The following is a 13,034-nucleotide window of genomic DNA, read 5'->3' as shown; positions in this document are numbered from 1 at the left end:
CCAGACCCTACCGCTCGTAGACCACTTCGCCGTTCACGACGGTCATCATGATGCGGCCATTCAGGATATCGCCTGGCCTGTCCTTCGCGAGAGCGAAAGGATCGATGTCCATCACCGTCAGATCGGCCCAGCGGCCCTGCGCGATAATGCCGGTCTCTTTCTCGCGGAAAGCGGCATAGGCGGACCAGATCGTATAGGCGCGGATCGCTTCCTCGATGGTCACAGCCTCTTGCGCGTACCAGCCACCTTCCGGTTGCCTGTCCTTGTCGCGCCGTGTGACGGCCGCGTGGAGGCCATAGAAGATGCTGTGATCCGACCCCGGATTGTCGGCATTGAAGGTCAGCATCGCGCCGCTGCGCCGCAGGGTCCGCCAGGCATATGCGCCGAGGATGCGCCCGGGCCCGAGACGGTCTTCGGCCCAGGTCTTGTCTTCCACCGCATGCGGCGGCTCCATCGACGCGATCACGCCTAGTTTGGCGAAGCGCCCCATGTCCTGCGGTGACACAACCTGCGCGTGCTCGATCCGGTGGCGATTGGCCTGCGTCGCCGGATGCTGGCGGAATTCCGCCTCGAGTATGTCCAGCGCCTCGCGGTTGCCCGCATCGCCGATCGCGTGGATGCCGGTCTGGAACCCTGCGCGCATGGCTGCATCGTTAAGCGCGCGGTCGAAACCGTAGCCGCTGCCGCTCACCCCGCGGTGGCCGGGCTTGTCCGAATAATCCTCCAGCAGGCGCGCCCCGCGCGAACCGAGCGCGCCATCGTAATAGGCCTTTACCGAACGCGTCACGAGCATGCTGTCGGCGTCGGCATCCGGCCCGCGCGCAATCCAGCGCCGCATCAGGGGCTCGTCGCGCAGCGAGAGCATCGCATAGACCCTGATCGGCAGCTTGCTCTCGGCTTCCAGCGCCTCGAAAGTCTCCATCGAGCGCGTGTCCGCCCCGGCCTCGTGCACGGTCACGAAGCCGTCGCGCGCCATCTGCATCAGCCCTGCGCGCGTCTGGCGCTTCGCGGTTTCCAGCGGGGTGGGCGGGATGGCCCCATCGAGCATGGTGGTCGCACGGTTGAGGAACAGGCCATTGGGCCGGCCGTCCGCATCAAGACGCATTTCCCCACCCTCAGGCACGGCGCTGGCCGCCGTAATGCCGCCGGCATCGAGCGCCGCCTGGTTGGCCCACAATGCGAACCCGTGAAGGCTGCGCAGCACCACCGGGTGGTCGGGAACGGCCGCGCTCAGCAAGGCCTTGTCCGGATAATCGTTCGCCCAGGCACCTTCGTCCCAGCCTGCGCCGAAGATCCATTCGCCCTTGGGCACCGATTTGGCGCGCTCAGCAACCAGGGCGACCGCCTGGGCTTCGGTCGCAACGTCGGTCAGGTCGACGGCGTCGAGCTTTGCCCCGAATTCCACCACGTGGGTATGCGAATCGACGAGGCCGGGCAGCACAGTCGCGCCTTCGAGGTCCACCACCCGCGTATCGCTTCCGCGCAGCGCCAGCGCATTACGGACGTCGCCTGCAAACACGATGTGCCCGTCATCGATCGCCACCGCCTCCGCATCGGGATGCCATTCCCCGCCGCGATAGGGGGCGTCGGCTGCCGGTTTGCCTTCTCCGTCCGGATCGCCCCAGGCAAGCGTATAGACCCGGGCATTGACGAGGATGAGATCGGCAGGGTCCTCAATCGCGGGACCGGTCGCGCAACCGACAAGCAAAGCGCTCGCCGCAATAGCCGCCAACGCAGTGCCCATGGCCTGCCGTCCCCTGTTTCCCATCACGCTTCCTCCCTCGACGCCTCTCGGACGACTAGGCAGCAAGTTTTGTGCGCAAGATCAAGCGGAAGCGGTATCGAGGGCGGCGAGCACCTCGTAGCCGAGCACTGCCGCTGCGACCGCCGCGTTGAGGCTGTCGGCGCGGCCCTTCATCGGCATGGTGACACGCAGGTCGCAGGCCAGCTCGTATTCCTCGGGCAGGCCGCGGCTTTCATTGCCCACCATGACGAAGCATGGCGCTGCATAGGGCGCCCCGCGAAAGGGCTGCGCGTCCCGCAGGCTGGCAGCGACCAGCTGGCCCGGACCGGTGCGCAGCCAGGCCTCGAACTCGGGCCATTCCGCCCGGGCGATCTTCTGGGTGAACACCGCGCCCATGCTGGCCCGCACCGCCTCCACGCTGAACGGGTCCGCGCAGTCGTCGATCAGGATGAGTCCGCCTGCGCCGATGGCATCGCCCGTGCGCAGCATGGTGCCGAGGTTGCCCGGATCGCGCAGCGCCTGCGCCACCAGCCAGATATCCGCACCGCTGCGGTCGAGCGATGCGAGCGAAGTGTCGAATTCGGCAAACACGCCGGCCACGGCCTGCGGATTGTCCTTGCCGGTGATCTTGGAAAGAATGTCGGGCGAGGTTTCGATTACCTCGCCGCCTGCAGCCTCCACCGACGCTTCCAGTTCGGCGAGCAACGGGTGCGGATCGCGGGTGCTCGCCAAGACCAGCGTCTCAGGCACATGGCCGCATTCGCGCGCATCGGTCAGCAGGCGCAGGCCCTCGGCGAGGAACTTGCCTGCCGCCTTGCGGTGCTTCTTTTCGCGCAGCGCGCGCAGCGCCTTGACGGTAGGGTTGGAAAAACCGGTGATCACCCGGCGATGGTCGGGCATCTCAAGGCTCCCCGAAGCCGTCCTCCACCATGGCGGAGAGTTCGGCCATCACACCTTCGGCATTCTCGCCCGCGACGATGATCTCGATCGTGTCGCCCTTGGCCGCGCCGAGCATCATGAGCCCGAGGATGGAGCCGCCGGCAGCTTCGTTGCTGCCCTTGGCGACGCGAACCGAACAACCCTCCGGTGCCGCCGCGACCGCGCCGACGAATTTCGCGCTCGCCCGCGCGTGGAGACCACGCTGGTTGACGACGGTGAGCTGCTTGCGGAACTCGCTCAACTTGCCTTCCGCGCGTTGCCGATTTCCTGGCCGAGAAATTCGCTGGCCACGGTGATGTAGTTGCGACCTGCGGTCTGTGCAGCGTGAACGGCATCGACGACGTTCATCGACTTGCGCGCGCCAGCAAGGCGGATGAGCATGGGCAGGTTGATACCTGCAATCACCTCGATCCGGCCGGTGTCGAGCAGCGAGATGGCAAGGTTCGAGGGTGTACCGCCGAACAGGTCGGTCAGGATGATCGCGCCATCGCCGTCGTCCACGGTTTCGATGGCATCGGCGATATCCTTGCGCCGCTGTTCCATGTCGTCATTGGGACCGATGCAGATGGTGGCGACGCCTTCCTGGCGGCCCACGACATGCTCCATCGCGTCGATGAAATGTTCGGCCAGCTTGCCGTGTGTAACGAGGATCATGCCGATCATGCGATGTTGGCCGTGCGCTGCTTTCCGAAGGTCTTAGGTATGTCTGTCGACTATTGTCCGGCTAGGGAATCAGCGGCGCTCGAGCGGATCGGCGGGGCGGCTTCCCAGATTTCGGTGTATGACCGTGGGCGAAAATCCCGCCTCGCGCAAGACCTGAGCGGCACGTTCCGCACTGTAGACCGACCTGTGTCTCCCGCCGGTACAGCCGAACGCGATGTTCAGGTAGCTGCGGCCTTGTGCGGCGTAGCGCGGGAGGAGGTCGCGCAGCGTATCGGCGATGCGCTCGAAAGACGGAGCGAAGGCGGGATCGTTCTCGATGTGGGCGCCGACAGCCGGATCGAGCCCGGTCTGTTCGCGCAAGCCATCGATCCAGTGCGGATTGTCGAGGAAGCGCATGTCGAAGACGAGGTCGGCCAGTGGCGGCATTCCGCGGGCAAACCCGAAGCTGGAGACGGTCACGGTCATGTCGCGCGCCTCGCTGTCCGCGAAGCGTTCGCGCACGATCTGTTGCAGCTGGTTGGTCGCAAAACCGGTCGTGTCGATGACGATATCGGCCCAGCGCCGCAGCGGTTCGAGCAGCTCGCGCTCGGCGACGATGCCGCCTGCAACCGGGCGACCGCGCGCCATCGGGTGCGGGCGGCGCGTCTCGTTATAGCGCCGCTCGATCTCGGCGGTCGCACAATCGATGTAGAGGGTGACGAGTTCGATGTCGGGACGTTCCGACAGCGCCCTGCACTGGTCGATAATCTCGCGCGGGACAAAGCCGCGGGTGCGGGAATCGAAGCCGATGGCCAGCGGTGCGGGCTGGTCCGTGTCGGTGCCGACGAGGCCCGAGAGCAAGCGGATCGGAAAGTTGTCGATCGCCTCCCAACCGAGATCTTCCAGCACCTGGAGCGCAGTCGTCTTGCCCGCGCCGGACAGGCCGGTGACGAGCAGGATACGCTGACGGGACGAGTCGCTCATGGTGTGAGCATATCATTGCTGCCGCGTTCATGCGGAAGAGGCTGGCCGTGCTTTTCCAGCGCATATTCGGCACGAAGGGCCTGTATGGCATCGCCGGCGGTGAACGGCAGGCAGGGAACGACCACGCCCGCAATCTCGCTCGTCCCAATCTCGAGCGGATAGCGTGGCGCGTCTTCCACGAGGCGCAGGACGAGGGCGATCGGGGCCGAGGTGGTCGGGAGGTCGATTATCCCCACGCCGCGCACCTCCAGCTTGCCCGCGATGTTAGGCGGAGGGGAAGCGATGGCCTGATCACCTCTGGCCTCGACCGTCATTCCGTCGTCGCCGACCAGAACGGCGCCGCGGTCGATCAGGGCGAGGGCCAGTTCGCTTTTGCCGCTTCCCGGCGCACCTTCGATCACGATCGCGCGGCCGTTCACGGCAACGCAGGTCACGTTGGCGATTGTCGTGCTCACCGGGCTGCCGGAAGGGTCAGCACCATGCAGGCACCGGGCGCACCGTCGGGGCGTGCTTCTGCATGGAGCGAACCGTCATGCGCTTCCGCGATGGTGCGTCCGATCGCCAGGCCAAGGCCCGAGTGGTTGCCGAAGTCCTCTTCCTCCGGCCGGTCGGAATGGAAGCGGTGGAACACTTTCTCGCGCTTCTCTTCCGGAATGCCCGGACCGGAATCGAGCACAGCGAGATCGACCGAACCATTGCGGCGCGACAGCGACACTTCGATGACCCCTTCGGGCGGCGAGAAGGATACCGCATTATCGAGCAGGTTTTCGATGACGCGTTCCAGGCGGATACCGACACCCATTACGACGAACGGCCCGTCGGACTTGAGAACCGCGACCTTGCGCCCCTCGTTCTCGCCGCGCTCCTCGCGGCTGGCGACGATATTGGCAACCAGCCTGTCGAGCTCCACGCGCTCGAACTCGGCGCGGGAGAGTTCGGCATCGATACGGCTGGCGTCGGAAATCTCGGTCACCAGCCGGTCGATCCGGCGCACGTCGTGCACCGCGATATCGAGCAATTGGGCACGCAGGGTCGGGTCTTCGACCTTGCTCAGGGATTCGGTCGCGCTGCGCAAGCTGGCAAGCGGGTTCTTGATCTCGTGCGCCACGTCGGCTGCGAAGCTTTCGACCGCGTCGATGCGGTGACGCAGTGCGCCGGTCATGTCCGAGATGGCGCGCGCCAGCATCCCGATCTCGTCGCGGCGATCGGGCAGGCGCGGCACTTCGACTGCGCGGTCGCGGCCCTGCCGCACGCGGACCGCCGCCTGCACTAGCTCGCGCAAGGGCCGCACAATGGTCTGGGCTAGGAAGAAGGACAGCATGGTCGACACGGCGAGGAACAGCAGCACGATCAACGCCACCGAAGTGCGCGCGGAGCGAACGCTTTCGGTGATGTCCACCGGGTTGCGGGTCAGCAGCAGCGTATCGCCATCGAGGCCGACGGGCGCCGCCGCATTGATCACGTGCGTGCCGTCGGGAGCATCGCGCAGCACGATCTGCGTCAGACTTTCTTCCCGCGCGCGGACCAGTTCGGGCCAGGCGGAGGCCATGTCCTCTCCCGGCTCGATATAGTCGGGCAGGGCAGGCGCTCCGACGATCCGGTCGAACCATCGGTCCATGCGCAGCGCGAATTCGCGCTGGTCGACCTCGGCCGGTTCGGGAAGATCGAAGCTGGGCGGGGCAAGGGCGAAACTGTCGGATTCGAGGTTGCCGTCGGGTCCGTAGACCCTCAGGCGCAGGCGCTGTTCCTTGCCGATCTGGATCAGCAGCGCTTCCTGTCGCTGCACAGTTGCACCTGCAAGCGCTTCTGCCGTGATCTGCGCCTCGACCAGCGCGAGCTTGAATCGCTCGTCGAGCAGCTGCTTGCGGTAGCTGTCGAGATAGAGAACCCCGCCGCCCAGCAGCACCAGCGGCAGGACGTTGACGAAGAGGATGCGGCTGGTGAGCGACAGGCGGCGCGACCAGCGCAGCTTGTCGAGCCTCGGGTCGCCCCTGAGGACGCTACCCTGTTCAGCCATCGCTGAAGCTGTAGCCCGCGCCGTAAAGCGTCTCGATGGCGGAGAATGTGCCATCGACGCTGCGGAACTTGCGCCGCATGCGCTTGATGTGACTGTCCACCGTGCGGTCGTCGACGAAGACATCGTCGGGATAGGCCGCGTCCATCAGCTGGTTGCGGCTCTTGATGACACCCGGATGTAGCGCGAGCGCCTCGAGCAGGAGGAACTCGGTCACGGTAAGCGAAACCGGCCTGTCGTCCCAGGTCACGTGATGGCGTGCAGGGTCCATTCGCAGGCGACCACGCTCGATGATCTCGACAGGGCTTTCGCCCGGTTCCAGCGGAAGCGGCCGGCGTGCGTCGCTGCGGCGCAGGATCGCGCGAATGCGGGCCAGCAGCAGGCGGAGCGAGAACGGCTTGGCGATGTAATCGTCGGCGCCCATCTGGAAGCCGGCTTCCTCGTCCTGCTCGTCGTCCTTGCTGGTGAGGAAGATGACCGGCAGCGAGGACCGTTCGCGCAGGCGGCGCAGCAGTTCCATGCCGTCCATCTTGGGCATCTTGATGTCGAAGATCGCAAGGTCCGGCGGGTTGTGAAGGAGGGCCGACAATGCAGCCTCCCCGTCGGAATAGACACGGGTGGCGAATCCTTCCGCCTGCAGCGCGATCGATACGGTGGTCAGGATGTTCCTGTCGTCGTCGACCAGCGCGATAACGGTGCGGTCGTCGGCCTGTGGGGAAGGTCCGGTGGCAGGTTCGTTTTCCATCGTCCTGTCGGGTAACGCTTTTCGCGCGGCAAGACAACGCAGGCTCTGCCCGTCCCAAGGGAAAATGGGGCTCGGCGGGTTTGACGTTGCGGAAAGGCAGGACTAAAGGCGGGTCCAAGGGCGGCGCATTCGTATGCGCCAGCGATTCCCGGACATGAAACGCTCACCAGCGCTGGAGATTTCAGTGACCTTTCCGCTTTCCCACTCGCTTGCCGCGCAGGGCATCGAGACTTCTGCCACGATCCATCCGAACCTGACGTCGGAAGAACTCACTGCAGCGGCACTCGAACGCGGCGAAGGCCGCCGCGCGAAGCATGGCCCGCTGGTGGTGGAAACGGGCAAGCACACCGGCCGCAGCGCGAAAGACAAGTTCATCGTTCGCAATGCCGAGACCGAAAATACGGTGTGGTGGGACAACAATGCCTCGATGCAGCCGGCCCATTTCGCCGCGCTCAAGGCTGACTTCATGGCTGCCGTCGCCGACAAGGGCGAGCTGTTCGTGGCCGATTTGTTCGGCGGTTCGCAGCCGGAATACCGCGTCAACGTGCGCGTCATCAACGAGCTCGCCTGGCACAACCAGTTCATCCGCACCCTGCTGGTGCGCCCGACCGAAGCGGAACTCGACGGTTTCGTGCCCGAATACACGATCATCGACCTGCCCAGCTTCAAGGCCGATCCCGAGCGCCACGGCTGCCGCAGCGAGACGGTGATCGCGGTCAACCTCGAAGAGAAGCTGATCCTCATCGGCGGCACGAAATATGCCGGCGAAATGAAGAAGAGCGTCTTCGGCATCCTCAACTACCTGCTGCCGCCCAAGGGCGTGATGCCGATGCACTGCTCGGCCAACATCGGCCCCGATGGCAAGAGCGCGGTCTTCTTCGGCCTGTCGGGCACCGGCAAGACGACGCTGTCGGCCGACGCCAGCCGCACGCTGATCGGCGACGACGAGCATGGCTGGTCGGACACGGCGGTCTTCAACTTCGAAGGCGGCTGCTACGCCAAGATGATCCGCCTCAACCCTGAAGCGGAACCCGAAATCTACGCCACCACCCGCATGGAGGGCACGGTCCTCGAAAACGTGGTGATGGACGAAAACGGCGAAATCGACCTCGACGACAACAGCCTCGCGGAAAATACCCGCGGTGCCTATCCGCTGTCCTCGATCCCGAATACCTCGGCCGAGAATATGGGGCCGCCGCCGTCCAACGTGATCATGCTGACCGCCGACGCCTTCGGCGTGCTGCCCCCGATCGCGCGTCTCACGCCGGACCAGGCGATGTACCACTTCCTGTCGGGCTACACCGCCAAGGTCGCAGGCACCGAAATCGGCGTGACCGAGCCGGAAGCCACTTTCTCGACCTGTTTCGGCGCGCCCTTCATGCCGCGTCACCCCTCGGTCTATGGCAATCTGCTCAAGAAGCGCATCGCCGAAGGCGGCGCGCAGTGCTGGCTGGTCAACACCGGCTGGACCGGCGGCAAGTACGGCACCGGCAACCGCATGCCGATCAAGGCCACCCGCGCGCTGCTCAACGCCGCGCTCGACGGTTCGCTGAACGAGGTGGAATTCCGCAAGGACCCCAACTTCGGCTTCGAAGTGCCGATCGCGGTTCCGGGCGTCGACAGCCAGATCCTCGACCCGCGTTCGACCTGGGCCGACAAGGACGAATACGACCGCACCGCCCACAAGCTGGTGCAGCTCTTCGTCGACAATTTCGAGCCCTTCGCGGCCCATGTCGACCAGGGCGTGCGCGACGCGGCACCTGCGGCCGCCTGACCGCTACATAGAGTTTGGAGAGGAGAGCCCCCGGCCGCGAGCAATCGCGGACCGGGGGTTTTTCGTTGCGCTATCGGGCCGATGCCGCCGCGATGTAACGGCCGACATTCTTCTCCATCACATCCATCGGTGCATTGCCGCCAAGCACCACTGCGTCGTTGAAGGCCTTGAGGTCGTAGGCGCTGCCCAGTTCCGCCTGCGCCCGCGCGCGCTGGGCGACGATGCGGCTGTGACCGAGCTTGTAACCCGTCGCCTGGCCCGGCCAGCTGCAATAGCGGTCCACCTCGCTCTGCACCTCGTCGGGCTTGGAGCCGTTGCGTTCGACGAAGAAGCGGTTGGCCTGTTCGCGGCTCCAGCCCTTGGCGTGAAGGCCGGTGTCGACGACCATGCGGCAGGCGCGGAAGGCGAGCGACTGGAGGTAGCCGAGCTGGCCGACTTCGAAACCTTCGTAGGCGCCCAGTTCGTCCGCCAGCTGTTCGCCGTAGAGCGCCCAGCCTTCGCTGAAGGGGTTGAAGGCGAGGATTGAGCGGATCAGCGGCAGGCGGTTGGAATATTCGCCCTCCCACACGTGGCCCGGGATCGTCTCGTGATAGGTAAGGTCCGCAAGGTCGTACTTGCGGTGCAGGTCGGTCGACCTCAGGTTGATCCAGAAGCGGCCCGGGATCTTGCCGTCCTTGCTGCCCGCCCCGCCATAGGCGCCGGGCGCGCCGACTTCCTCTGCCGGCGGGATGCGCACGACTTCAAGGTTCGGATCGACCAGCGTGTTGAAGGCGCGCGGCATCTGCGCCTTGATCCAGTCGATCCGCTCGGCGATGAATTCCATGATCTGCGCGCGGCCCGCATCGCCTTCGGCAAACTTGTAGCGCGAGTCTTCGGACAGCGCAGTCATGCGCGCGCCGACGCTGCCGTCGGTGTAGCCGATCTTGCGCAGGATCGGGTCCATGCGGGCGTGCAGCGCCTCGAGTTCTTCGAGGCCCTGGCGGTGCACCTCGTCGGGGCTGAGCCGTGTGGTCGTGCTCGATCGCAGAGCCCAGGCGTAGAATTCGTCGCCGCGCGGCCGTGCCGAGATGCCCGGCGCGGAGGTGGCGACGCGGCGTTCGGCCTTCAGTTCTTCCAGCTGGCGTGACAGGGCTTCCGCAATCGGGCCCGTCTCCAAAGTCAGCGCGCGGTTCGCGTGGCTTTCGGGCATGCCTTTGGCATTCAGCTTGGCGCGCAGATCGTCGGCGAACAGCTCTCCCTTGCCGGCGCTGGCCAGGGTCTGCTCCATCTGGCGGATCGCCTTGTCGAGCAGGAAGTCGGGCGGCACCACGCCCATGGCTCGCGCGCTCTGGATGCGGGCGAGTTCGCCATCGAGGGAGGCAGGAAAGGCTTCGAGCCGTTCGATATATGCATCCGCATCATCGCCATTCGCCACCTGGTGGGTCGATTGCATGAAGCGCGGCATGGCGAGATATTCGCCGACGTTCTGGATTACCACGTAGGGGGCTGTGCGCCAGCTGCCGACAGGCGTGTCGCCATAGGGCAGGGCTAGGCCGTCGGTCGCCAGTTCATAGGCGCTCTGCACGACATCGAGATTGGTCACCGTCGTGCTGTCGAGCCCCTCGCGGCTGTAGGCGCGCACCCGCTCCAGATCCTGCTTCAGCGTGGAAGCAAGCGCCTGCTGGCCGCCGGGGGACTGGTCCTCGATCTTGCCGCGCAGATGCGCATAGCGGCCAGTGTCGACCCCAAGTCCGGTGGCGCGTTCGGGCTCGTGTTCGAGGAGGTTGTAGGCAACCACTTCGAGCAGGCGCTCGGCGCCGATGACGCGGGCCTGCGCGATGCCGTCGGGGCGCGGCGTAAGCGTGCATCCACCAAGGGTAAGGGCGGTCGTCGCGCCAAGTCCGGCAAGAGCCTGGCGACGGGTTAGTTCGAAGCTTGTCTGGGTCATGCGCGCGGGTTTGATGCCCGCGCGCATGGCTGTCAAATCAATCGAGAAATTCTGCGGGTACCTTCCCGCCATTGGCCGAAAGTTCGCGCATGGTGCGCTTGTGCAACCAGACATTGTCGTCGGCCGAACCGCTGTAGTTCGCGCGGCCGAGTTCCTGGGCCAGCGCCTTTCGGTTCTCGTAGCTGGAATCCACCCCGATGAGCTTCATCAGGTCGACGATGCTTGTCCGCCAGTTCAGGCGGTCCGCGCCGGGCATGGAGTCGAGACTGTTCTCGACGTCGACGATCGGCTTGGGTTCGGGCTTGGCCGGGGCCTGACCGGGGACCGTGACAGGCGGCAGTGTCTTCTGCTCGCTTTTCGTCTTGCCGAAGATTGCATCCCTGATGCTGCTGAAAATACCCATGTGCGACTCCTGAAAAAACATGGCCTTGCATTGTGCAGGGCCTTTCCGGATCAACTGTCGCGGGGAGTTGGCGTTCCTCGCAGGCTTGTCTCGCGCGCAGGTGCGGCTAGGTAGGCGGGATGCTCGACACCGTCCTCTCGCTCGTCGTCCTTGCTGCCGCCCTGCTGCTGTTCGGGGCCTACATGCTGTGGAAGCGCACAGGGAACATGAAGAACGCGGCACTCATGGTGGTGCTGGCGGTAATTGCGGTGGTCAATGTCATGATCTGGACCGTGCCCAGCGCTGACGGCGAAGCCCCGCTCGACAAGGTCGAACGGGGCACGCGCTGACGCTGCTTTCCTGCAGGAGGATCAGTCCGGCAGCTGCCAGAGCACCGAGCCGGTATAGCTACCTGCCACCGGCTCGCCCGAGAGACCCCGGGCCGGTTCGAATTTCGCACGCTTCTGGACCAGTACGCAGGTCGCATCGTCCAGTTCGGAATGCCCGGTCGAACGGATGACCTGGCAACCCGAGACCTTGCCGGTCGCGGCGATATCGAGCTTGAAGGTCGCCGTTCCGGTCAGGTCGCGGCGCGCCCAGCTGGGTTTGTAGTCGCGGTCACTGAGCCATGCGCCCGGATCGTTGCGCGGTTTCGCGCCTACCGGATCGAAGCCGGTCGGGACGGGTGCCGGCGGGGCAAGCTTCGTCGGGCCCGGTTGCGGGATCGGGACCGGCGGAAGGATCTGGTCCGTCGTCGGGAAGAGCGGTTTTGAATCGCTCAGGCTGATATCGGGCTTGGGCACCGTCAGCGGCGGCGAGGAAGTGACCTCGGGCGTGGTGCGCGTGTCCGGTTCCGGCGGCGGCGGGGCCGGGGGCGGCGGTTCGTCCTTGATATCCCAGGTTTCGATGATCGGCGGCTTCTCGATGATGCCTGCCGTAACGCTCAAGCCTGTTATGACAGCGAAGCCGATTGTGGCCTGGACGCCGATTGCGGCGGCCATGCCGGCGGGCGATGCCTTGCGGTTGTCTGCGTAAGCCATAGGCCTTTCCTCTCCATTGCGACTCTAGAGAGCAATGTTACAACATAACACAAAAATTGCAAGCGCGCATGGTCGAGGGCGCGGAATCGCGCGTTGCAACTAGGATTGGGAAGACAATCCTGGGCGCACGTGGGTCGCGCCCGGGCCTGGTCAGGTCACTTGATCGGGCAGGCCGGATCGAGGCGGAAGTCGAGATAATTGTCGACCGACTTCATCAGCTCTTCCTGCTCGTTCTCGAAGAAGTGGTTGGCGCGCGGGATTTCCTCGTGGTGCACGGTGATGTGCTTCTGCGTGCGCAGCTTTTCCACCAGCTTGGTCACCGCGCCGGGCTGGACGACCGTGTCCTGCGCACCGTGGATGAAGATGCCGCTGGCCGGGCAGGGGGCGAGGAAGGAGAAGTCGTACATGCTCGCCGGTGCGCCGATGCTGATCCAGCCACGGATTTCCGGGCGACGCATGAGCAGCTGCATGCCGATGAGCGAACCGAAGCTGACGCCGGCGATCCAGGTCACCTGCGCTTCGGGGTGGATCTGCTGCACCCAGTCGAGCGCTGCGGCGGCATCGGACAGTTCGCCGATGCCGTTGTCGAAGCTGCCCTGGCTGCGGCCGACGCCGCGGAAATTGAAGCGCAGAGTGGCGAAGCCGCGGTTGACGAAGGTCTTGTAGAGACGCTGCGTGATCTGCTCGTTCATCGTGCCGCCGCCCTGCGGATGCGGGTGGAGGATCATCGCCACGGGCGCGCGCGGACGCGGTGCGGGAGAGAAACGGCCTTCGAGGCGGCCTTCGGGGCCGGGAAAGATCACGGTCGGCATGGGGAGGTTTACCCTGTCGGAAATTTTCGGG

14 protein-coding genes are annotated in these 13,034 nt (G+C 65.4%); 2 read left to right on the top strand and 12 right to left on the bottom strand.

Going from position 1 to position 13,034, the window contains the following annotated elements:
* Positions 1-7: 7 nt before the first annotated feature.
* The 8 genes from LC083_RS03000 to LC083_RS02965 form a co-directional block, all read right to left on the bottom strand.
* Positions 8-1,768, bottom strand: a complete 1,761-nt coding sequence (locus LC083_RS03000) for an amidohydrolase (RefSeq protein ID WP_226699131.1) — start codon at positions 1,766-1,768, stop codon at positions 8-10.
* Between the two features lie 57 nt (positions 1,769-1,825).
* The gene (locus LC083_RS02995) at positions 1,826-2,644 is read right to left on the bottom strand and encodes a TrmH family RNA methyltransferase (RefSeq protein ID WP_226699130.1); all 819 of its coding nucleotides are present in this window, start codon (positions 2,642-2,644) and stop codon (positions 1,826-1,828) included.
* Position 2,645: 1 nt separating this feature from the next.
* Positions 2,646-2,924 carry an HPr family phosphocarrier protein gene (locus LC083_RS02990; RefSeq protein ID WP_226699129.1) on the bottom strand — a complete coding sequence of 93 codons (279 nt, stop codon included), beginning with the start codon at positions 2,922-2,924 and terminating at the stop codon, positions 2,646-2,648.
* Positions 2,921-3,346 (bottom strand): PTS sugar transporter subunit IIA, encoded by a 426-nt coding sequence (locus tag LC083_RS02985; protein ID WP_160607845.1) that lies wholly within the window; start codon positions 3,344-3,346, stop codon positions 2,921-2,923. The genes LC083_RS02990 and LC083_RS02985 overlap by 4 nt, the downstream gene beginning before the upstream one ends.
* 69 nt (positions 3,347-3,415) lie before the next feature.
* A complete protein-coding gene (rapZ, locus tag LC083_RS02980; protein ID WP_226699128.1) occupies positions 3,416-4,309 on the bottom strand; it encodes an RNase adapter RapZ in 894 nt (297 codons plus the stop codon).
* Positions 4,306-4,764: an HPr kinase/phosphorylase gene (locus tag LC083_RS02975; RefSeq protein WP_226699127.1), complete on the bottom strand. Its 459-nt coding sequence runs from the start codon at positions 4,762-4,764 to the stop codon at positions 4,306-4,308. The genes rapZ and LC083_RS02975 overlap by 4 nt, the downstream gene beginning before the upstream one ends.
* On the bottom strand, positions 4,761-6,326 hold the full coding sequence (locus LC083_RS02970) for a sensor histidine kinase (protein WP_226699126.1): 1,566 nt from the start codon (positions 6,324-6,326) through the stop codon (positions 4,761-4,763). Before LC083_RS02970 ends, LC083_RS02975 begins: the two co-directional genes overlap by 4 nt.
* Positions 6,319-7,068 (bottom strand): response regulator transcription factor, encoded by a 750-nt coding sequence (locus LC083_RS02965; RefSeq protein WP_160607839.1) that lies wholly within the window; start codon positions 7,066-7,068, stop codon positions 6,319-6,321. Before LC083_RS02965 ends, LC083_RS02970 begins: the two co-directional genes overlap by 8 nt.
* A gap of 154 nt (positions 7,069-7,222) precedes the next feature.
* Here LC083_RS02965 and LC083_RS02960 point away from each other — a divergent pair, with 154 nt between their 5' ends.
* A complete protein-coding gene (locus tag LC083_RS02960; RefSeq protein WP_226699125.1) occupies positions 7,223-8,842 on the top strand; it encodes a phosphoenolpyruvate carboxykinase in 1,620 nt (539 codons plus the stop codon).
* 70 nt (positions 8,843-8,912) lie between these two features.
* Here LC083_RS02960 and LC083_RS02955 read toward each other — a convergent pair whose 3' ends face one another.
* Positions 8,913-10,769 (bottom strand): DUF885 domain-containing protein, encoded by a 1,857-nt coding sequence (locus tag LC083_RS02955; RefSeq protein ID WP_226699124.1) that lies wholly within the window; start codon positions 10,767-10,769, stop codon positions 8,913-8,915.
* 37 nt (positions 10,770-10,806) lie between these two features.
* Positions 10,807-11,172 carry a DUF3597 domain-containing protein gene (locus LC083_RS02950; RefSeq protein WP_226699123.1) on the bottom strand — a complete coding sequence of 122 codons (366 nt, stop codon included), beginning with the start codon at positions 11,170-11,172 and terminating at the stop codon, positions 10,807-10,809.
* A gap of 119 nt (positions 11,173-11,291) precedes the next feature.
* Between LC083_RS02950 and LC083_RS02945 the strand changes: the two genes are divergently transcribed.
* Complete coding sequence (locus LC083_RS02945) at positions 11,292-11,501, top strand: hypothetical protein (RefSeq protein ID WP_226699122.1); 210 nt, start codon at positions 11,292-11,294, stop codon at positions 11,499-11,501.
* 21 nt (positions 11,502-11,522) lie between these two features.
* On the opposite strand, the gene LC083_RS02940 is transcribed toward LC083_RS02945, so the two are convergent.
* A complete protein-coding gene (locus LC083_RS02940; protein ID WP_226699121.1) occupies positions 11,523-12,191 on the bottom strand; it encodes an energy transducer TonB in 669 nt (222 codons plus the stop codon).
* A gap of 155 nt (positions 12,192-12,346) precedes the next feature.
* Positions 12,347-13,003, bottom strand: coding sequence for an alpha/beta hydrolase (locus LC083_RS02935; protein ID WP_160607825.1), 657 nt, complete (start codon positions 13,001-13,003; stop codon positions 12,347-12,349).
* Positions 13,004-13,034 lie beyond the last annotated feature (31 nt).

It is taken from the genome of Qipengyuania gaetbuli (assembly GCF_020524765.1).
In the GTDB taxonomy this organism is placed as follows: domain Bacteria; phylum Pseudomonadota; class Alphaproteobacteria; order Sphingomonadales; family Sphingomonadaceae; genus Qipengyuania; species Qipengyuania gaetbuli_A.
The sequence above is the reverse complement of the archived record's forward strand: the minus strand, read 5'-3'. Positions and strand labels throughout refer to the sequence as shown.

Coding starts and splice junctions, on each gene's coding strand:
- LC083_RS02995 (WP_226699130.1), bottom strand. CDS start 2,644: ATGCCCGACCATCGCCGGGTGATCACCGGTTTTTCCAACCCTACCGTC.
- LC083_RS02940 (WP_226699121.1), bottom strand. CDS start 12,191: ATGGCTTACGCAGACAACCGCAAGGCATCGCCCGCCGGCATGGCCGCC.
- LC083_RS02950 (WP_226699123.1), bottom strand. CDS start 11,172: ATGGGTATTTTCAGCAGCATCAGGGATGCAATCTTCGGCAAGACGAAA.
- LC083_RS02960 (WP_226699125.1), top strand. CDS start 7,223: ATGAAACGCTCACCAGCGCTGGAGATTTCAGTGACCTTTCCGCTTTCC.
- LC083_RS02985 (WP_160607845.1), bottom strand. CDS start 3,346: ATGATCGGCATGATCCTCGTTACACACGGCAAGCTGGCCGAACATTTC.
- LC083_RS02935 (WP_160607825.1), bottom strand. CDS start 13,003: ATGCCGACCGTGATCTTTCCCGGCCCCGAAGGCCGCCTCGAAGGCCGT.
- LC083_RS02965 (WP_160607839.1), bottom strand. CDS start 7,068: ATGGAAAACGAACCTGCCACCGGACCTTCCCCACAGGCCGACGACCGC.
- LC083_RS02945 (WP_226699122.1), top strand. CDS start 11,292: ATGCTCGACACCGTCCTCTCGCTCGTCGTCCTTGCTGCCGCCCTGCTG.
- LC083_RS02955 (WP_226699124.1), bottom strand. CDS start 10,769: ATGACCCAGACAAGCTTCGAACTAACCCGTCGCCAGGCTCTTGCCGGA.
- rapZ (WP_226699128.1), bottom strand. CDS start 4,309: ATGAGCGACTCGTCCCGTCAGCGTATCCTGCTCGTCACCGGCCTGTCC.
- LC083_RS03000 (WP_226699131.1), bottom strand. CDS start 1,768: ATGGGAAACAGGGGACGGCAGGCCATGGGCACTGCGTTGGCGGCTATT.
- LC083_RS02970 (WP_226699126.1), bottom strand. CDS start 6,326: ATGGCTGAACAGGGTAGCGTCCTCAGGGGCGACCCGAGGCTCGACAAG.